Origin of the sequence: Streptomyces purpurascens (genome assembly GCF_045040895.1) — a bacterium.
Taxonomy (GTDB): Bacteria; Actinomycetota; Actinomycetes; order Streptomycetales; family Streptomycetaceae; genus Streptomyces; species Streptomyces purpurascens.
In genome coordinates this window covers 7,199,005-7,218,668 of record NZ_CP108341.1, presented here as the reverse complement: position 1 = coordinate 7,218,668, position 19,664 = coordinate 7,199,005, and the positions used below count along the sequence as shown (strand labels likewise).

At 72.5% G+C, this 19,664-nt stretch carries 12 protein-coding genes; 8 read left to right on the top strand and 4 right to left on the bottom strand.

The annotated features are described in order from the left end of the window. The first annotated feature begins 10 nt into the window (after positions 1 to 10). The gene (locus tag OHU35_RS32865) at positions 11 to 3,103 is read left to right on the top strand and encodes a beta-N-acetylglucosaminidase domain-containing protein (RefSeq protein ID WP_405507875.1); all 3,093 of its coding nucleotides are present in this window, start codon (positions 11 to 13) and stop codon (positions 3,101 to 3,103) included. Positions 3,104 to 3,158: 55 nt separating this feature from the next. On the opposite strand, the gene OHU35_RS32860 is transcribed toward OHU35_RS32865, so the two are convergent. Then, entirely contained in the window at positions 3,159 to 3,923 is a 765-nt protein-coding gene (locus OHU35_RS32860; protein ID WP_405507873.1) for a sugar isomerase domain-containing protein, read from the bottom strand. A gap of 153 nt (positions 3,924 to 4,076) precedes the next feature. On the opposite strand from OHU35_RS32860, the gene OHU35_RS32855 reads away from it, so the two are divergent. The 6 genes from OHU35_RS32855 (at position 4,077) to OHU35_RS32830 (ending at position 13,343) form a co-directional block, all read left to right on the top strand. After that, the gene (locus OHU35_RS32855; RefSeq protein ID WP_189721595.1) at positions 4,077 to 4,961 is read left to right on the top strand and encodes a MurR/RpiR family transcriptional regulator; all 885 of its coding nucleotides are present in this window, start codon (positions 4,077 to 4,079) and stop codon (positions 4,959 to 4,961) included. Positions 4,962 to 5,070: 109 nt separating this feature from the next. Next, the gene (locus OHU35_RS32850; protein ID WP_405507871.1) at positions 5,071 to 9,279 is read left to right on the top strand and encodes an NEW3 domain-containing protein; all 4,209 of its coding nucleotides are present in this window, start codon (positions 5,071 to 5,073) and stop codon (positions 9,277 to 9,279) included. Beyond that, positions 9,276 to 9,923: a peptidyl-prolyl cis-trans isomerase gene (locus tag OHU35_RS32845; protein WP_405507869.1), complete on the top strand. Its 648-nt coding sequence runs from the start codon at positions 9,276 to 9,278 to the stop codon at positions 9,921 to 9,923. Before OHU35_RS32850 ends, OHU35_RS32845 begins: the two co-directional genes overlap by 4 nt. Positions 9,924 to 10,051: 128 nt before the next feature. Beyond that, positions 10,052 to 11,425 (top strand): extracellular solute-binding protein, encoded by a 1,374-nt coding sequence (locus OHU35_RS32840; protein ID WP_189721598.1) that lies wholly within the window; start codon positions 10,052 to 10,054, stop codon positions 11,423 to 11,425. 2 nt (positions 11,426 to 11,427) lie between these two features. After that, positions 11,428 to 12,468: an ABC transporter permease subunit gene (locus tag OHU35_RS32835; RefSeq protein ID WP_189721599.1), complete on the top strand. Its 1,041-nt coding sequence runs from the start codon at positions 11,428 to 11,430 to the stop codon at positions 12,466 to 12,468. After that, positions 12,465 to 13,343 carry a carbohydrate ABC transporter permease gene (locus tag OHU35_RS32830; protein ID WP_189721600.1) on the top strand — a complete coding sequence of 293 codons (879 nt, stop codon included), beginning with the start codon at positions 12,465 to 12,467 and terminating at the stop codon, positions 13,341 to 13,343. The genes OHU35_RS32835 and OHU35_RS32830 overlap by 4 nt, the downstream gene beginning before the upstream one ends. Here the strand turns inward: OHU35_RS32830 and OHU35_RS32825 are convergent. Next, positions 13,307 to 15,607, bottom strand: a complete 2,301-nt coding sequence (locus tag OHU35_RS32825; RefSeq protein WP_405507867.1) for a glycoside hydrolase family 3 N-terminal domain-containing protein — start codon at positions 15,605 to 15,607, stop codon at positions 13,307 to 13,309. The two genes, OHU35_RS32830 and OHU35_RS32825, sit on opposite strands and share 37 nt — an antisense overlap. Continuing rightward, entirely contained in the window at positions 15,604 to 16,833 is a 1,230-nt protein-coding gene (locus OHU35_RS32820; RefSeq protein ID WP_189721602.1) for an N-acetylglucosamine kinase, read from the bottom strand. The genes OHU35_RS32825 and OHU35_RS32820 overlap by 4 nt, the downstream gene beginning before the upstream one ends. An 18-nt stretch (positions 16,834 to 16,851) precedes the next feature. Here OHU35_RS32820 and OHU35_RS32815 point away from each other — a divergent pair, with 18 nt between their 5' ends. Next, a complete protein-coding gene (locus tag OHU35_RS32815) occupies positions 16,852 to 18,120 on the top strand; it encodes a glycosyl hydrolase (RefSeq protein WP_359888547.1) in 1,269 nt (422 codons plus the stop codon). A 4-nt stretch (positions 18,121 to 18,124) separates the two neighbouring features. Here the strand turns inward: OHU35_RS32815 and OHU35_RS32810 are convergent, their stop codons facing one another. Further along, positions 18,125 to 19,609 carry a glycoside hydrolase family 3 N-terminal domain-containing protein gene (locus tag OHU35_RS32810; RefSeq protein ID WP_405507864.1) on the bottom strand — a complete coding sequence of 495 codons (1,485 nt, stop codon included), beginning with the start codon at positions 19,607 to 19,609 and terminating at the stop codon, positions 18,125 to 18,127. Between the last annotated feature and the right edge of the window lie 55 nt (positions 19,610 to 19,664).

The window sequence follows — 19,664 nt, the reverse complement described above, 5'->3', positions numbered from 1 at the left end:
AGGAGAATCCGTGTTCCCAGCCACTCGTCTCAGACTGCCCGCCGCCGCGCTGCTGCTGGCACTGGGCCTCACGCTCGCGCAGGTGCCGCCTTCGGCCGCCGCACCGGACGAGCCCCCGAAGAGCGCCCTGCCCCAGGTGTGGCCGCGGCCGAAGAGCATGCACGCGGGGCCGGGCCGGCTCACGGTTCCCGAGCGGGTCGTGGCGGTCGTCGGGCGCGGGACCGACCCGTCGGCCCGCAGGATCGTCGAGACCGTCCTGCGCGACGCCGGAGCCAAGCGGATCGTGACGGTGGACAAGCCGCCCGCGAAGGCCGGGTTCACCGTCTTCCTCGGCGGCCCGAAGGAGAACACCGCGACGGCCCCGGCCCTGAAGCGCCTCAAGGCCCCCTCCCCCGCCGGACTGCCCTCCGGCGGCTACGTCCTCGCCTCCGGCCGCGAGGACGGCCGCACCCTCCTCGCCCTGTCCGGCACCGACCGCACCGGCACCTTCTACGCCGCCCAGACCCTGCGCCAACTGGTCACGAGGACCGTGCCCGTGGTGACCGTCCGGGACTGGCCCACGGCTTCGCTGCGCGGGGTGATCGAGGGCTTCTACGGCACCCCCTGGTCGCACGCCGAGCGGCTGGACCAGCTCGACTTCTACGGCCGCACCAAGCAGAACGTCTACGTCTACTCCCCCAAGGACGACCCCTACCTGCGCGCCCAGTGGCGTGACGAGTACCCGCCCGCCGAGCTGGCGCAGCTCCGTGAGCTGGTCGACCGGGCCGACGCCAACCACGTCCGTTTCACCTACGCCCTCTCCCCGGGGCTGTCCGTCTGCTACTCCTCGGCCGCCGACATCGCGGCGCTCACCCGCAAGTTCGACTCGCTGTACGCCATCGGCGTGCGCTCCTTCGCCATCCCGCTGGACGACATCAGCTACACGAAGTGGAACTGCGCCGCCGACGAGAAGGAGTTCGGCACGGGCGGCGGTGCGGCGGGGGCGGCGCAGGCGCGTCTGCTCAACGAGGTCTGGAAGGACTTCTCGGCCGGCCACTCCGGCCTGCACCCCCTGGAGATGGTCCCCACCGAGTACTCCGACCTCGCCGACTCCCCCTACAAGAAGGCGCTGCGGGAGAAGCTGGACCCGTCGGTGGTCGTGGAGTGGACCGGCGTCGGCGTGATCGCCCCCACCATCACGGCCGACCAGGTCGCGAAGGCCCGTGAGGTCTACGGCCATCCGATCCTGGTCTGGGACAACTACCCGGTGAACGACTACGTCACCAGCCGTCTCCTGCTCGGCCCCTACACCGGCCGCGCGCCCGGCGTGGCGAAGGCGGCGACCGGGGTGACCGCCAACCCGATGGTCCAGGGCGAGGCGAGCCGGCTCGCCCTGTTCACCTCCGCGGCCTATCTGTGGAACCCCGACGCCTACGACCCGCGGGCCGCGTTCCTCGCCTCCGTCCGCGACCTGGCCGGGCCTGATGCCGCCAAGTGGCTGCGGATCTTCGCCGAGAACAACTACTCGTCCCAGCTGGACCCGACCGAGTCCCCGACGCTGAGCGCCCTCATCGCCGCGTTCCGGAAGGCGTACGACGAGGACTCGGGCCTCGACCGTGCCGCCGCCGCGCTCCGGTCGTACTTCGGCGACATGGCCGCCACACCCCGTGAACTCCGGTCCCGGCTCGACAACCCCGGGTTCCTCCAGGAGACCTCGGCCTGGCTGGACAAGCTCGGCCGCTACGGCACCGCGGGGCAAACGGCCGTGGATCTGCTGCTGGCCGGCAAGCGCGGTGACTCCGACGCGGTCAACGCGTACTGGAACCGGCTCAGGTCCCAGCGCAAGGAGCTCGACGCGATCCCCCAGCAGGTGTCACCGGGCGTGATGGACCGGTTCCTCTACACGGCGATGATCGAGAACGCGCCCGACCCGGGTGTGGACGCGGCCTTCGCGCCCGGTTCCGTCAGCCTGAAGCCGGGCGGGTCCGCGAAGATCACGCTCTCCTTCTCCGACACCGCCGCCCGTACGGTGGCATGGAAGCTGACCGTCCCCGACGGCGTCACCGTCTCGCCCGCCGAGGGCACCGCGACCGTCCCGGCCGGGGGCAGCGCGTCCGCGACGGTCACCGTCACGGCCGGGGAGGACGCGAGTGCCGGAGTGCGGTCCGTCGGCGTCTCGGGCGACGGCGTCCTCGACCGTGCGCTCCCGGTCCAGGTCACCGACGGCACGGGCTCGTCGCGGGCCCTGACGGCCGACTTCAGCGGAGCCTCGGTCAGTTCCGTCGACCTGTCCTCGAGGAAGACCACGAACATCGCCGTGGGCGCCAACCCAGGCGAGGTGGTGACGAGCGCGGACGGGCGTACCGCCTACGCGGCCAACCAGGGCTCGAACACGGTCAGTGTGATCGACGTGGCGCAGGACGAGGTCACCGCGACGGTCCCCGTCGGCAAGGTCCCCGCCGGACTCGCGCTCACCCCGGACGGCCGCACCCTCTGGGTCGCCAACTACACGGACGGCACGGTCCAGCCCGTCGACACGGCCTCCCTCACCGCGGGCCCGCCCGTCCGGGTCGGCAACGGGCCGGAGAACCTGGCGATCACGCCCGACGGCCGGACGCTCTACGTGCCCAACATCAAGGACAACACGGTCACCCCGGTCGACCTGACCACCCGGAAGGCCGCTGCCGCCGTCCCCGTCGGTCCGAGCCCGTTCAACATCGTGGCCGCGCCGGACGGGAAGACGGTGTACGTGTCCAACTCCGGTGGCTCGACGGTCACTCCGATCGACACGGCCACCAACGACACCGAGCCGACCCTCCTGGTCTCCGGCCAGGCCTACGGTCTCGCCCTGTCCCCGGACGGCCGGACCCTGTGGGTCAGCCCCAGCACCGGCGACACCGTCACGCCCGTCGACACGGTCACCGGCGCCCCGGGCAAGGCGGTGACGGTCGGCAGGTCCGCCTTCGACGTCGCCCTGGACTGGAACGGCGGCACGGCGTACGTCACCACCGCCGACGCGGGCGCCCTGGTCCCCGTCGACACGGAGTCGGGTGCCGTCGGGGCGCCGCTGACGACCGGCGCGTATCCGCTGGCCGTCGCGCTGACGCCGGTGCCGGTGAAGTGAGACGGGAACGGCCGGGGTCCCGGTGAGGGACTCCGGCCGTTTCGTGCGGTCCGGTTCAGCTCGCGGTGCGGCGGATGCGGCCCGCGTACTTCTTCTCCAGCTCCAGGTTGCCCTCGAAACCGCCGGGGACGTTGGCCGAGACGTAGACCGGGGGGCGTTCGCCGGCGGCGAGGAGGCGTCCGGCGGCCTCCGCGACGGTCATCTGGACCAGCATCACGCCGGTGAGCGTGGACAGGGCGCAGACCGAGCCGCCGCCGGGGAGTTCGAGCAGGGAGTCGCCGCGCGGGGCCGCGTTGTCGAGGACCACGTCGGCGATGTCGGCCAGCTTCCGGCCGCTGGGATGGGCGGCGGGGACGGCCCGGGTGTGGGTCAGGGAGGTGAGGGCCAGGACGCGGTGGCCGTGTTCCTTGGCGTGCAGGGCCATCTCCACGATGACGTTGTTGACGCCGGAGTTGGAGATGACGACGAACAGGTCCTGGGGGTTCGGGGCGGCGAGGTCGTAGATCCGCTGCGCCACTCCGGCCTGCCGTTCGAGGAGCGGGTCGTCGAGGACGGCCGGGTCCTCGCCGCCGTAGAGGACGAGGTCGGCGATGCTCAGCCGGTTGGTGGGGACCAGTCCGCCGGCGCGGCCTGCGAGTTCGAGGACGAGGGCCTGCGAGTGGCCCGTGCCGAAGGCGTGGACGACACCGTCCGAGCGGACGCACTCGGCGACCAGGCCGGCGGCGGCCGCCACCTCGTCGCGGGCGGATTCGATGACCTGCTGGAGAACGGCGAGGCTCTCCCGCGCGAACCCCTGGGCGCTCACAGACTCGACGGACACGCGACACACTCCCCACTGATGGATTGAACCACCCTATACTTCTCCATCGATGAATCAATAAATCGTCCTTCAATAAATCACACGACTCCTCGGCGTTCAATCGGGTCCTGGTATTCAAGTCATGCCTCGAAGGGTGGCTGGTACCTTCTCCCCATGCCTCCCACGGACGTCACCACACTGATCCGGACCGAGCTGCCCCGGCTGGCGGGCTCCCTGCGGAAGGTCGGCGAGCTGATCCTGGAGGATCCGGCCGCCGTCACCCACTGCTCGGCCGCCGAACTGGGCCGCCGCACCGGCACCTCCCAGGCGACCGTGACCCGTTTCTGCCGGGCCATCGGGCTGGACTCCTACCAGCACCTGCTGATCGAACTGGCCCAGGAGCGCGGCCGGGGCGAGGTCTCCGACTGGGGGACCGCCGAGATCGGCCCGGACATCTCGCCGGACGACAGCCTGGAGCGGGTCGTGCAGGTCGTCGGCACGGCGGACCTGCGAGCCATCCAGCAGACCATCGACCGGATCGACCTCGACGCGCTCGAACGCGCGGCCCAGGCCCTGGCCCGTGCGCGGCGCATCGATGTCTACGGTGTCGGCGGCAGCGGCGCGGTGACCCAGGAGACGGAGACCCGACTGTTCCGCATCGGCTGCTCGGTCCGCGCCTGGACCGAAGTGCACGCGGCCGCCACCTCGGCGGCCCTGCTCACCCCGGCGGACGTGGCCATCGGCATCTCCCACTCCGGTACGACCCGCGAGACCCTCGAGCCGTTCGAGATGGCCAAGGAGCGCGGCGCCACCACCATCGCCCTGACCACCGACCCGCGCTCGCCGCTGTCCAGGTCCGCCGACATCCGGCTCATCCCGTCCTCCTCGGAGACCAGCTTCCGGGCCGAGAGCATCAGCAGCCGGCACTCCGTGCTGATGCTCGTGGACTGCCTCTACGTCCGGGTCGCCCAGCTCACCTACCAGCGGGCGAGCGCCTCACTGGCACTGACCGACCACATCACCCCGCAGCACGCGGTGAAGTCCCGCCGGACCAAGTGAGCATGGCCGAGGGTGCATGGATGAACCACCAAGTTGACGCGAAGATGGTTGTTTGAATCATTCCTGCCGTGCAGGATGGGGCTCCCCCCAGAGCACTCGTAGGAGCCCCATGCGTGTCACCTCTGTCGAGTCGACCGAGCTCTTCACCGGGACCACCGAGCAGCCGCGCCAAGTGGTGGCCGTCGAGCTGAGCCACGCCCCGGGCCGGACCGTCCGGCTCACCGTCGGGGGCCCGGGCCTCACCGGCACCACGGAGACCACCGTCGGCGAGGACGGCACCGTACGGGCCGAGATACCCGTGACCGGCGAGGATCTGGTCCCCGGCGACCGCCGCGAGATCACCGTCACCGCCACGGACGGGGACGAAGTCACCACCCGCACCGGCGAGTTCACGGCGGCCGAACCCGGCTGGACCATGTTCATGGTCAGCCACTTCCACTACGACCCCGTCTGGTGGAACACCCAGGGCGCCTACACCGAGACCTGGGACGTCGCCGACGACCCGGCGACGAGCGGACTGCCCGCCCGTACCTTCGACTCGCGCGGCCAGTCCGGGATGAGTCTGGTCCGGGCCCACTGCGACCTGGCCCGCCGCGACCCGGCGTACACCTTCGTGCTCGCCGAGGTCGACTACCTCAAGCCCTACTGGGACTCCTTCCCGGAGGAGCGCGCCTTCCTGCGGCAGCTGATCCGCACCGGCCGCGTGGAGATCATGGGCGGCACCTACAACGAGCCCAACACCAACCTCACCGGCGCCGAGGCGACCGTGCGCAACGCCCTGTACGGCGACGGCTTCCAGCGCGGGATCATCGGGGCCTCGCCCGAGACCGCCTGGCAGCTGGACGCCTTCGGGCACGACCCGCAGTTCCCGGGGCTGATGGCGGACGCGGGGGTCACCTCAAGTTCGTGGGCGCGCGGGCCGTTCCACCAGTGGGGGCCGACGCTGTCGGTGTTCGGCGAGGAGCCGAGGGACCCGGGCCGGATGCAGTTCCCGGCCGAGTTCGACTGGATCGCCCCGTCGGGGCGCGGCCTGCTCACCGCGTACATGGTCAACCACTACGGCGCCGGCTGGGCGATCGACAACGCGCCCACCCTGCCGGAGGCGAACGCCGCCGCGTACAAGCTGTTCCGGCGGCTCAAGCAGGTCGCGCTCACCCGCAACGTGCTGCTGCCGGTGGGCGGGGACTACGCGCCGCCGTGCCGCTGGGTCATGGACATCCACCGCGACTGGAACGCCCGGTACGTGTGGCCGCGGTTCATCAGCGCGATCCCCCGGGACTTCTTCGCCGCCGTCCGCGCGGAACTGGAGGCGGAGGGCCGCAAGGCCTCCCCGCAGACGCGTGACATGAACCCGATCTACACCGGCAAGGACGTCTCCTACATCGACACCAAGCAGGCCCAGCGCCACGGCGAGTCCCTCCTCGCCGACGCCGAGGCCTGGGCGACGCTCGCCTCGCTCGTCACCGGCCGCCCCTATCCGGACGCGGCCCTGGACAAGGCCTGGCGGCAGCTCGTCTACGGCGCCCACCACGACGCCATCACCGGCTCGGAGTCGGACCAGGTGTACATCGACCTGATGACCGGCTGGCGGGAGTTGCACGACCTGGCCGCAAGCGTGCACGCCGACGCGACCCAGGCCCTGGCCGACCAGATCGCCCCCGGCGACGGCCCCGACCTGGTCGTGTTCAACTCCGCGACCTGGGCGCGGCAGGACGTGCTGACGGTCGACGACCCGGGGCTCGTCCCCCGGGGACTCCCCGCGGTCCGCGAGGACGGCCGCCTGCATGTCGTCGTCCCGGAAGTACCCGGCATGGGCCTCAAGGCCCTCCCGCTCACCGAGGGGTCCGTCCCGGGATGGGAGGCCGCCGAAGGCCTCACCATCCGCAACGAGTTCTACGAGGTGACGGTCGACCCGGCACGTGGCGGTGGCGTCAGCAGTCTGCGCGCCCTGACCGAGGGCGGCCGGGAGCTGCTGCGTCCCGGGGACATCGGGAACGAGATCGTCGTCCAGGAGGAGTACCCGAGGCATCCGCGCTTCGGCGAGGGCCCCTGGCACCTCACCCCGACCGGCACGACCGCCGCCCGCAGCCGGGACGTGACCGCCGAGGTCCGCGCCGAGCGCTCCGCCGCCGGTTCCCGGATCACCGTCACCGCCGACCTCGGCCTCTTCCGCTGCACCCAGCGCCTGACGCTGTGGCAGGGGATCGACCGGCTCGACGTCACCACGACCGTCGACGGGTACGACGGCGCCGACCGGCTGATCCGGGTGCGCTGGCCGTCGGACGTGCGGGGCGGACTGCCGGTGCACGAGGTGGCCGACGCGGTGATCGGGCGCGGGTTCGGGTTCGTGGAGGTGGACAGCGAGCGGTTCCCGTGGACGCTGGACAACCCGGCGAACACCTGGTTCGGACTCGGCTCCACCGCGCGGGTCGCGGTGCACGACGACTCCGGCACGCTCCTCGGGCACCGCTCGATCGGCGTCGCCGAACTCGTCTACGCCGACTGGGACACGGCGGGAGACCTCGGGGCCCCGCTCGCGGCGGCCCTGGTCCGGGCCGGCGTCACGGCGACCTCGACCATCGCGGGCGGGCCTCGCTACGGCGACCTGGAGGTCGACTCCAACCTCCCCGACATCCGGATCGCCGTCGGCGGCCCGGACCGCAACACCGTGGTCGCCGAGGCGCTCGGCTGGGACCCGGCGGCCGGACGGGAACTCGGGCGGCAGCTCGCCGAGCGGGGCGTGGCCGCCGTCTGGGTCGCGCCGCGTGCCGGTCTGCGCGAGGAGTGGATCCCCGGGGCCGACCTGCGCGACCTGGAACGCCTGCCGCTGCTCGTGGTGGCGGGCGCCCGCCCCGAGGACGACGCCAAGGCGGTCGACGCGATCGTCGCCGACCTGGACGACTTCACGGTGACGGCCACGGCCGCCGGTGGCGGCGAGGCACTCCCACCCGGTGACGCATGGGACGGGCGCGGCTTCGCCGTCCTCAACCGTGGCACGCCCGGCTGCGTGGTCACCTCCTCCGGCGACCTCTACATGTCCCTGATGCGCTCCTGCACCGGCTGGCCGTCCGGCATCTGGGTGGACCCGCCGCGCCGGACCGCCCCCGACGGCTCGGGGTTCCAGCTCCAGCGCTGGTCGCACACCTTCGAGTACGCGGTCGTCGCGGGCCCGGGCGACTGGCGTGAGCTGCGGCTGCCCCGGGCCGGGCACGCGTACAACCGCCCGCTGACGGCACGGCTGCGGCGGTCCTCGGGCGCCCTCCCCAGGGAGGTCGCCCTGCTGCGCCTGGAATCCGACGGCGAGGTGCTGCTCGACGCGTTGAAGCCGGCCGGCTCCCCGCTGGCCCGGGGCAGCGCGGCGCCCGTGGATCCGGGGAAGGGCGTCGTCGTCCGCGTGCACGAGGCCGACGGACGCCCGGTGCGGGCACGGGTGACCGGCCCGGCGGCCTGGTCGGCGGGCACCCGCGCCGACGTTCTGGAGACCCCCGGGGAGCCACTCGCCCCGGACGGGAACGGCTGTCTGGACATCGATCTGACCGGCTTCGAGGTCGCCACGCTCCTGGCCACGCCGGCCCACGCGCCGGACCTCGCGCCCGGGCCGGGCACCGACGCCCACGAGCCCGCCCAGCCGATCGCCACCCGCTACTGGCTCCACAACTCCGGCCCCGCCCCACGCGGCAACATGCCCGTCGCGGTCTACCTCTCCCCCACCACCCTCACCGCCGACGGCCCGGTCACCGCGACGGTCCGGGTCTCCTCGGAACTCACCGACGCCCCGGTGTCGGGCACGGTGACCTTCGAGGTCCCGCCCGGCTGGACCACCGACCCCGCCGAACTCCCCTACGCCCTCGGCCCCGGTGGCTTCACCCTCACGGACATCACGGTGACACCGCCCCCGGACGCCGCCCCCGGCCGGCACTGGCTCGCCGCGCGGCTGTCGTACGGCGGCCAGACGTACGAGGACGTGGTGGCCCTGGACGTGCCGGACGGGCACACCGGCCCGACTCTGGTGGCGGATCCGGGAGTCGAGCGGGTGACCGTCCGCCGGGGAGAACGGGCCCGGGTCCCCGTGACCCTGCGGAACCCCACACGCGGCCCTGTCAACGGCACGATCTGGGCCGTGTCCTCCTGGGGCACCTGGCCCGGCGTCACCCCGGGGTGCCAGGGCTTCACCGTCCCCGGCGGGGCGCAGGCCGAGTCCGTGATCGAGGTGGACGGCACCGCGATACCGCCGGGTTCGTACTGGCTGATGGCCAAGGCCGCCTGGCACGGCTGCGTGGCGTACACGAAGGCCGTGGAGCTGGTGGTGACGCCATGAGGGAGGACTACGCAGCAACCGTCGACGGCACCCCGATCCCGAGGGAAAGCGTGGCAGCTTTCTTGAACGCCGGCTCGACACCGCCCTCCAGGGGCGCGGGGAACCGCGCGACCAGCCACCACGGCGCCGCACGTGCGGACCGCCAACGACGACGCTGGGCAACCCAGGTGGTCATCACAGACGAACTCGCCCGCCGGGCCTGCGCGCGACGAAGCCTCGCCCCACCGGACGACGTCCTGCCGATGCAGCTGCTCACCGTCCCCGAAACCGACATCGCCGACCTCGGCAGCATCATCGCCGCAGCCCTGTCCCACTCCCCCGCCGCCCGAGCCCTCCTGGCCGACCTGGAACACGAGCAGGACATCCCCGAGGCGGCCGTACGGGACTACTACGACCGCAACCAGGACCGCTTCCTCACCCCCGACGCCCTACGCCGCGGCGTCGACCCCTACGGCGAACCAGCGACCTCGGACATCCAGCCGTACGGGCACGTACGCCACGGCATCGAACGCGACCTACGCCGAGCCGCCGCCCGACGCGCCTTCTTCAACTGGCTCGACAGGGCCCGGGCCGACATCGAGTACGCCGAAGGCCACGAGCACCCCGGCGACCCCTCGCACCCGGACCACGAACACCGCCACTGATCGCCGTACGCAACCGAACAGCAACACGGCAAACCATTGACCTCCGATGAATTCTGGTCCACATTTTCATCAATCGAAGTCCAACTTGGTGATTTGATCCAGCGACGACTGGTCCCAGGAGGGCAGCAATGCACGCAAGAAGACTCACCGGTTCCCTGACCTGTCTGGTCGTCCTGACCCTGACGGCCGCCGGCTGCGGCCTGTCCGGCGGCGGCTCCGACGGCGGTGACGCCACGGCCGGCGGCTGCAAGGTCGACCAGGGCAACGTCGGTTCCGGCAAGCTCTCCGGCGAGGTCAAGGGAAAGGTCACTTTCCAGACCACCAACCTGAAGAAGGACTTCGGGAAGTACTTCAACGGCGTCATCGACGCCTTCGAGCAGGCGCACCCCGGCACCAAGGTCAACTGGATCGACGACCCGGGCGACGCCACCTTCACCCAGCGCCTGGTCGCCGACGCACAGGGCTGCACGCTCCCGGACGTGGTGAACATCAACGTCAACACGGCGGTGGCGCTGACGAAGAACGGCTATCTGCTGAACCTGGACAACAAGGCGCCGGACGCGGGCAAGCCGTTCGCCCCCGCGCTGTGGAAGTCCAGCATGTACGCCGACGCGGACGGCAAGAAGGTGCACAGCGTGCTGCCCTGGTACTCCGGCGGCATCGTGCAGACCTTCAACACCGACCTGATGAAGAAGGCGGGCCTGGACCCGGCCAAACCTCCGACGACCGTGCTCGGCCTGTTCGACGACGCCGAGAAGGTGGCCAAGGCCTCCGGCGGCAAGTACTACGCGTTCCTCGCCAACCCGCAGCTGCGCATCCCGGCCGACTGGCAGCAGATGGGCATCGAGGTCCTCTCGGCCGACGGCAAGAAGTTCACCTTCGCCGACGACCCGAAGACCGCCCAGTGGGTCGAGGCCATGGCCAAGCTCTACAAGGCCGGAGGCATGCCCAGGGACTCCCTGTCCTCCACGCAGGACCCGGCGAACGTCTACGGCCAGGGCAAGCTCGTCTACGGCCCCACCAACCCCAACTTCCTGCGGTTCATCCAGCAGAACAATCCGAGCGTCTACAAGAAGACGGGTGTCGCCCCCTTCATGCTCGACGCCCTCGGCCACACCGTCGGCGCCCCGCAGTACGTCGGCGTCGCGTCCACGAGCAAGAACGCCTCCACCGCGCTGGCCTTCGCACAGTTCCTGACGAACGCCGAGAACCAGCTCGCCTGGGCCAAGGACCCGAACGTCGTCATCTTCCCCTCCACCACGGCCTCCCTGAACGACCCGTTCTTCCAGTCGGTCAAGGGCGACGACCCCTTCGCCGAGGCCCGCAAGATCGTCGCGAGTGACCGCAAGACCGCCACGGCCGACGAGATCGCCCTGACGCCCGGTGAGCTGAACGCCATCTCGGCCCAGATCCAGCTGGCCATGCAGGGCAAGAAGAGCGCCGAGGACGCTCTGAAGGAGGCGCAGTCCAAGGCGAACCAGCTGATCGAGCAGGGCAGCTGAGGATGACGCAACCGACCGTCCACCAGGCGCCCGTCCCCGCTCCCCCGGGTGCGGGCGCCCGACGCCCCGGCGGCGCTTCCCCCTCGTCCCGGCCGCCGGGGCCCCTGCGCCGCGCCCTCCGCTTCGTGACGCCCGGCCCGAGCGCCGACGCGGGGGGCGCGGCGCTCCACCGCCGCTGGTGGCTGCCCTGGCTGTGGATGACCCCGGCGATCATCGGCGCGACCGTGTTCGGGGTGTTCCCGTTCCTCAACACGGTCGTCGTCTCCTTCACCGACGCCAAGCCGCTCGGCGGGGCGTACAACCTCGTCGGCCTGGACAACTACCGCCGGATGCTGGGCGATCCGGACTTCTGGCTGGCCACCCGCAACAGCCTGCTGTACGCGCTGTTCGTCGTCCCGCTGATGGTGCTGCTGCCGCTGCTGCTCGCGATCCTCGTGGAGAAGAACCTGCCGGGCATCGGCTTCTTCCGCTCCGCCTTCTACACGCCGGTGCTGGCCTCCAGCGTGGTCGTGGGCCTGAGCTGGCAGTGGCTGCTGAGCGACCAGGGGCTGGTCAACACCTGGCTGCAGAAGGCGCACCTCATCCGGGAGGCCATCCCGTTCCTTTCGGACTCGTGGCTGATCCTGCTGTCGGCGATGGGCCTGACGCTGTGGAAGGGCCTCGGCTGGTACATGATCTTCTACCTGGCCGCCCTCGGGAACGTCCCCAAGGAACTGCACGAGGCGGCGGCCGTGGACGGCGCGGGCGCCGTGCGCCGCTTCTGGCACGTCACCGTGCCCGGCGTACGCCAGTCGATGATGCTGGTCGGCACCCTGACCGGCATCGGCTCCCTGCGGGTCTTCACCGAGATCTACATGCTGGGCGGTTCCACCGGCGGCCCCGGCGGCGCCGACCGCACGCTGCCCTTCTACATCCGCGACGTCGGTCTCGACCCGCTCACCGGCAACGCCGGCTACGGCGCCGCCGTCAGCGTCGCCCTGTTCGCCCTCACCCTGGGCCTCACGCTGCTCGCCCAGCGCCTGACGAAGGAGGACGAGGCATGACGACCGCCGTCGACAAGCGCCGCCGCCTGCTGCCCCGCTGGCGGGACTACGGCCGGCCGCGCGAACTGGTCGTCCGCTATCTGCTGCTGGTGTTCGTCCTCTTCATCACCGTCGGCCCGCTGCTGTGGCAGCTGCTGTCGTCCCTCAAGGGCGCGGGCGAGGACGTCTTCGGCGCCGGTGCCTCGCTGATCCCCCACCAGCCGACCCTGCGGGCCTACCGCGAGATCTTCGACCAGGTCCCGGTGTGGACGTACATCGGGAACAGCATGGTGATCGTCGCGCTGTCCGTCACGAGCCAGCTCGTCTTCTCCACCCTGGCGGGCTACATGCTCTCCAAGCCGGGCTGGAAGGGCCGCAAGCTGGTCTGGGTGGTGCTGATGGCGTCCATGATGTTCCCGTTCGAGTCGATCATGGTGTCGCTGTTCCTCAGCATCCGGGACATGGGCCTGGTCGACCATCTGGCCGGTGTGTGGCTGCCCGGCTTCGTCGCCGCGATCAACGTCCTCATCATGCGGGCCGCGTTCCTCGCCGTGCCGCGCGAGATCGAGGACGCGGCGATGCTGGACGGGGCGGGCGAGTGGAAACGCTTCCGGCATCTGTATCTGCCCTCCGCCTACGGCGCGATCCTCGTCGTCACCATCAACACCTTCATCAGCGCCTGGGACGACTTCCTGTGGCCGCTGATCGTGCTGCGCTCGGAGGAGCAGTTCACGCTGACGCTCGGTCTCGCCCGGCTGCAGAGCTCGTCGTTCGGCTACGACCAGCGGATGGTGATGGCCGGCTCGGTGATCTCCGTGGTCCCGGTGCTGGTGCTGTTCGTCATCACCCAGCGGTGGTTCTACAAGGGCGTCTCGTCCGGTGCCGTGAAGCTCTGATCGACCCGGAGCTCGACCGGTACGGCGGTCAGGGCCCGGCGCGCCGACTCCGCGACGCGGATCTCGACCGTGCCGGGCAGGACCGCCGTCTCCAGGTCGGCGCCCACCTGGGCGAGTTGGTCGGGGCCGAGACCGAACGCGACCGTACGGCACTCCCCTGGCTCCAGGTCGACGGCCTGGAAACCGCGGAGTTCCAGTGCGCGCGGCCAGACCAGCGTGACGAGGCGGCGCAGATACAACTGCGCGACAGTACGCCCGTGCCGTTCCCCGGTGTTGGTGACGTCGACCTCGACGGTCCGCCCCGACAGCCGTGGCGGCCCGTAGGCGAAGCTCGTGTACGCCAGCCCGTGCCCGAAGGAGTGGAGCGGTCCGGCGCCGTCGTCGACGTAGCCGCCGTACTCGGTGTCCTTGTGGTTGTAGTAGACGGGAAGGTGGCCTGCCGAGCGCGGCACGGAGACGGGCAGCCTGCCCACGGGCCCTGCCCGTCCGAGCAGTACGTCCGCGATCGCCTCGCCGCCCCAAGGGCCCGGGTACCAGACGGTGAGCAGCGCGGCGGCCCGCTCGGCGGCCTCGGGGACGGCGTGCGGGCGGCCCTGGACGAGGACGACGACGGTGGGCGTGCCGGTCGCCGTGACGGCGTCGAGCAGGGCGTGCTGGGCCGCGCCGAGCCGGAGCCCGGCCAGGTCGACGCCTTCTCCGCAGGTCATCTCGGACACGACGGTGCGCGCGGCGCCGTTGGCGTCGAACTCCGTGCCGGGCGTACGGGCGCTGCTGCCGCCCAGCACGAGCACGGCCAGATCGGACGCGGCGGCCGCGGCGATCGCCTCGGGGATGCCGGAGAGGTCGTCGCCGGTGAGGGCGCAGCCCTTGGCATGGCGTACGTCGACGCCGGTGCGCCGGAGTGCGTCGAGGACGCTGGTGCCGATGCCGGGGCGTTGTGGGGCGGTGTAGTCGCCCAGCTGGTGGGCGACGGTGTCGGCGTGCGGCCCCAGGAGGGCGATACAGGAGCCGGTCGATACGGGCAGCACGCCGTGGTCGTTGTGGAGCAGGGTGACGGCGGCCCGGGCGAGCGCGGTGCTCAGGTCGCGCCCGGCGGCGGGGTCCGGGAACGGGCCCGCGCTGTAGGGCTGTTCGAACAGCCCCAGGCGGAACTTGAGCCGCAGCACCCGGGCGACAGCCTGGTCCAAGGCCTCCTCGCTCACCAGTCCCCGCTCGACCGCCTCTTCCAGATGGGTGAAGCCCTCGTCCCACAGGCCGAGGTCGACCCCGGCGTCGAGTGCGAGGGCACCGGCGGAGATCTTGTCGCCGGTGACGCGGGCCAGCCGGTCGACGGCCAGTCCGTCCGCCATGACGAGTCCGTCGAAGCCCCAGCGGTGGCGCAGCAGTCCGGTGAGCAGGGCGCGGTTGCCGCAGCAGGGCATCCCGTCGACCTCGTTGTACGCGGCCATGACGGCGGCGGCTCCGGCCCGGACACCGGCGTGGGCGGCGGGGAGGTGGATCTCGTGCAGCTCCCGGAGACCGAGTTCGGACTCGGCGGAGTTGCGGCCGCCGACGGTGGCGCCCTGCCCGGCGAAGTGCTTGAGGACGACGGGGGCCTTGTCCGGGGCGAAGGGTCCGTCGGGTTCCCGTTCGCCCTGCATGCCGCGTACGAGCGCCTCGGTGAGCCGGGCGGCCAGGTACGGGTCCTCGCCGAAGCACTCCTCGGTCCGGCCCCAGCGCGGATCCCGGGCGATGTCCAGGGCCGAGACCAGGGCGACATGGCCGCCGCGGGCGCGCAGTTCGGCGGCGGCGTGGGCGGCGGCCCGCTCGTACAGCCCGGGGTCCCAGCCGGCGCCGACGGCCAGATTGACGGGCAGGACCGTGCCGTCGAGTGCCATGTGCCCGTGCGGCACCTCCTCGACGAACAGGGCCGGGATGCCGAGCCGGCTGTGCTCGACGACGTGCCGCTGGACGAGGTGGGCCAGTTCGGCACCGGCCTCGGCGCCGGACCCGGTGGTGTGGCCGACACCCGACCAGGCGTCGGCGCGCAACAGCCCGTACAGGGCCCCGAGTCCGGCGAAGCGCTCGGTCTCGGCGTACAGGGCGTCGGTGAGCTCGAAGCCGCCGTCGGGGGTGCGGCGGTAGGCGTCCCACCCGTACATCCGCTGGTTGAGCTGGCCGGCCTTCTCGCGCGGGGTCATGCGCGCGAGCAGGTCGCGGACGCGGTCGTCGACCGGGGCGGCGGGGTCGCGGTACAGGGGGGTGCCCTGCCGGGTGGCGGTCATGTCCGGCCCTGGTGAGCGAGCCGGGCCAGGGCCACGGCGCCCCGGCGGCCGTCGGGGACCCAGTCGAGGGTGAGGCCGAGGGTCCGGAGGCGGGCTTCCAGGCGTGAGGTGAGCGGCCCTTCGGGCCCGAGCAGACCTCCGGTGGCCACGACCCGTTCTCCTGGGCGGGGGTCCAACGCCCTTATGGCTTCGGTGAGCTGGTCGGCGGCCTCGTCCAGGATGGCCAGGGCGACGGTGTCCCGGGCCGCCTCGACGACCAGCGGCGCGAGCCGCGCCAGACGGATGGGCGGCTCGGCCATGACGGCGGGGAGCAGGTGCCTGCGGTAGGCCTCGCGGTGGACGCGGGACCAGGGCGTGTCGTCGTGGGGCGGGAGGGGGCGCCGGTCGACCGGGGAACCGGTCACGCCGTCGGTCGCGGCCCCGGCCGCTCCGGTCCGTGCCGGGCCGGCCGGCTGTCCGCCCACGGCGGCGGCCCCGCTCGCGGGCGGCACCGCCTCGTGCCGCGCCTCACGCGAGGCGCCCTCCGCGACGCCCTGGACCACGTCGGGGGACAGCCTGCGCACCGCACCGCCGGACGCTCCGCCGGGCAGCGCGTCGCCCGGCACCCCGAGTTCTCGCCCCACCAGCTCCGCCAACACGGTCGGCGCGCCCCTCCCGTCGGCCATCCGCAGTGCGGCCCGGACCGCCGCGCGGCCGATCCAGAAGCCGCTGCCGTCGTCGCCGAGGAGCCAGCCGTCGCCGTCCACGGTGGCGGTGCCGCGGCGGTCGGTGATGCGCATGGCGACCGCGCCCGTGCCGGCCACCAGGGCGAGGCCGTCGGCCGGGGCGCCCGGGGCGGAGGCGAAGGCCGCCTCGATGTCGCTGCCGATGAGGGGCGGGCCGGCGTCGATGCCCAGCCGGCGCAGGGCGGCGGTGAGGGCGGCCAGGGCGTTGCGCCGCCCCGGTTCGTCGGCGGCGGCGTCCGTCGCGCCCGCGAAACCGCCGGCCACGGCCACGACCCGGTCCCGGACGGACTCGGGCACGGCCTGTCCGACGGCCTCGGCGAGATGCTCGGTGAGCTGCGGCACCGGGACGGTCAGGGCGTTGCCTGGCCCGGCGGCGCCCTCGCCCAGCGGACGTCCGTCGGCGGCGGTCGCCAGGACCGCCCGGGTCCGCGTGCCGCCCGCGTCGAGGCCGACCACCAAGGACGAACCGCCTTGACGCTCCTGGTTCAATTCATTACCCATCGCCGACTATGGTGATTGATGCATTCACCCAGAGCAAGGGATCTGGGTGCTCGACCCGAGGAGGATCCCATCCCCACGCTCCGCTTCGGCGTCAACTACACGCCCCGCCGCGGCTGGTTCCACGCCTGGCACGACTTCGACCCGGCGCACGCCCGCGAGGACCTGGACCAGATCGCCGCGCTCGGCCTCGACCACGTCCGGGTCTTCCATCTGTGGCCGCTCCTCCAGCCCAACCGCACGCTCATCCGCCCCGCGGCCGTGGACCAGCTGGCGCACCTGGTCGACCTGGCCGCCGAGGCCGGTCTCGACGTCCTCGTGGACGGCGTGCAGGGCCATCTGTCCAGCTTCGACTTCTACCCGGAGTGGACGCGCAGCTGGCACCACCGCAATGTCTTCACCGACCCGGAGGCCGTCGCCGCCCAGGCCGAGCTGATGCGGACCCTCGGCCGCGCCCTCGCCGGCCGCCCCAACCTCATCGGCCTCCAGCTGGGCAACGAGCTCAACAACCTGGTCGAGCACAACCCCGTGACCGCCGACGAGGTGGACCACTACCTCGACACCCTGCTGGCGGCCACCCGCGAGCACCTGCCCCCGGGCCGGCTCGCGACCCACTCCGCCTACGACGCGGCCTGGTACGGCGACGACCACCCCTTCACCCCTCAGGCCTCGGCCCGCAAGGGCGATGTCACCACCGTCCACCCCTGGGTGTTCTCCGGCGACTGCGCCCGCCGCTACGGCCCCCGCTCCCCCCAGGTGCTGCACCTCGCCGAGTACGGCACGGAACTCGCCAAGGCCTACGCCGAGGACCCGGCCCGCCCGGTCTGGGTCCAGGAGACGGGCGCCCCGGAACCCCACATCCCGGCGGCCGACGCCCCGGACTTCGCGCGGGCGACCGTGCGGAACGCGGCCGGGTGCGAGGGACTGTGGGGCGTGACCTGGTGGTGCTCCCACGACGTGGACCGCTCCCTGGCCGACTACCCGGAACTGGAGTACACCCTGGGCCTGTTCGACGCGCGGGGCGGCGCCAAGCCGATCGCGACGGCCCTGGCCGAGACCGTCGCCGAGGTACGCGCGGGGCACCACCCCGCCCGGCCCCGCGACACGGCCCTGATCCTGGACTGCACCCCGTCCTCCCGCTCCGTCTCCGGCCCGGGAGGCGCGTACTTCGACGCCTGGATGGCCCTGCGCACGCAGGACGTCCACCCGGCGGTGGTCCTGGCGGGACGGGCGGACGACGCCGCGTACCTCGCGGCGCGCGGCATCAAGGAACTCGTACGGGTGCCCTGAATTCTCAGGTGCCCGCCAGTGCTTCGGCGACGGCCCGCAGGTTCACCCGTCCCCGCCCGTAGGAGCAGAGCGCGCCGCCCTCCGGCAGCCCGGTGTCGATCCGTACGGCATCGGGCCGCCGGGACAGCAGGGCGGCGCGCAGCCGTTCCTGCCAGGGGTGGAGCCCGGCATCGCAGGTGGCGACGGCCAGCGGCGCGTCACCGGAGGCGCGCAGGATCTCCTCCACGACGGCGTCCGGATCCGCCGGGTCTCCGGTGACCGCGGTGCCCGTGGCACTGGGGTCGACGGCGCGCACCGCCGTCAGCAGGTCCTCGCCGCCCCAGTTGAGCGCGGGATGCGGCGGCGGGAACAGGTCGGCGACGTGGGCCCCCCGCACGCCCGGCGGCAGCGGCCGGCCGCGGACCGCCCGTCGGGCGGCCTCGAGACCGGCCCCCGCGTCCCAGCCGTCGACCGCCCCGGCCGGAACGGCGTACCGCACGGCGAGGCGCCGCACCCGCCCGGCGGCCTCCCGCACCCGCTCCTCGGGCAGCACACCGGTGCGCAGCGCGCCGAGCACCGTGTCCCGGCAGGCCAGGGTGACCTCCAGGTCCGGCACGGCCACGATGACCTGGTCGGCGCCCGCCGCGAGGGCGATCCGCGCCCCGGCGGCCTCGCCGTAGCGGTCGGCGATGGCCTTCATCTCCAGGGCGTCGCTGACCAGGACTCCGTCGAAGTCCAACTCGTGACGGAGCAGATCGCCCAGGATGCGGCGGCTCAGGGTGGCGGGCCGCTCGGGGTCCAGCGCCGGGTAGACGACATGAGCGCTCATGATCATCGGCACGCCCGCGTCGACGGCCGCGCGGAACGGCTCGAAGTCGGCCCGCAGTTCGTCGTACGACCGCGGGTCGACGGCGATGCCGTGGTGGCTGTCGGTCTCGGTGCCGCCGTGCCCGGGGAAGTGCTTGGCGCAGGAGGCGACACCCCGCCGCTCGGTGGCGGTGATCCAGGCCCGCAGATGGCGGGCGGCCCGTGCCGGTTCGGCGCCGAAGGACCGGGTGCGCACGATCGGGTTGCGCGGATGGTGCTGGAGGTCGGCGACCGGGGCGTAGGAGACCGTGATGCCGAGCGAGGCCAGATGCCCGGCCAGGGCGTCGGCGCAGCGGCCGGTCAGCCCGGGATCGTCGGCCACTCCGAGTGCGAACGATCCGGGCACCTCGGGGGCGTCCGCGCCGACCAGGTGCCCGATCCCGCCGCCCTCGTTGTCGATCCCCACGAGCAGATCCGGCCGCAGAGCCCGCAGCTCCGCGGTGAGCCGCCGCACCTGCTCCGCGTCCCGCACGTTGCGGGTGAAGAGGATGACTCCGCCGAGCCCTCGGTCGACGAGCCGCTTCAGGTCGTCCGGCACACCTGCCGTCCCGTCGAACCCCGCGACGAGACAGTGGTGAGCGGCCTCGTCGAGATCGACGGGGAGTCCTGCGGGGCGTGCGGGCGGATGCGCGGAGAAGGTCACTCCGCACATTTTCTGGCTCGATCATCCATTAGTCAACAGGGCGATGGATCGTTCA

Excerpts from the sequence above, each read along its gene's own strand:
- OHU35_RS32855 (WP_189721595.1), top strand. The coding sequence starts at position 4,077 with ATGCCTCCCACGGACGTCACCACACTGATCCGGACCGAGCTGCCCCGG.
- OHU35_RS32850 (WP_405507871.1), top strand. The coding sequence starts at position 5,071 with ATGCGTGTCACCTCTGTCGAGTCGACCGAGCTCTTCACCGGGACCACC.
- OHU35_RS32845 (WP_405507869.1), top strand. The coding sequence starts at position 9,276 with ATGAGGGAGGACTACGCAGCAACCGTCGACGGCACCCCGATCCCGAGG.
- OHU35_RS32840 (WP_189721598.1), top strand. The coding sequence starts at position 10,052 with ATGCACGCAAGAAGACTCACCGGTTCCCTGACCTGTCTGGTCGTCCTG.
- OHU35_RS32835 (WP_189721599.1), top strand. The coding sequence starts at position 11,428 with ATGACGCAACCGACCGTCCACCAGGCGCCCGTCCCCGCTCCCCCGGGT.
- OHU35_RS32830 (WP_189721600.1), top strand. The coding sequence starts at position 12,465 with ATGACGACCGCCGTCGACAAGCGCCGCCGCCTGCTGCCCCGCTGGCGG.
- OHU35_RS32825 (WP_405507867.1), bottom strand. The coding sequence starts at position 15,607 with ATGACCGCCACCCGGCAGGGCACCCCCCTGTACCGCGACCCCGCCGCC.
- OHU35_RS32820 (WP_189721602.1), bottom strand. The coding sequence starts at position 16,833 with ATGGGTAATGAATTGAACCAGGAGCGTCAAGGCGGTTCGTCCTTGGTG.
- OHU35_RS32815 (WP_359888547.1), top strand. The coding sequence starts at position 16,852 with ATGCATTCACCCAGAGCAAGGGATCTGGGTGCTCGACCCGAGGAGGAT.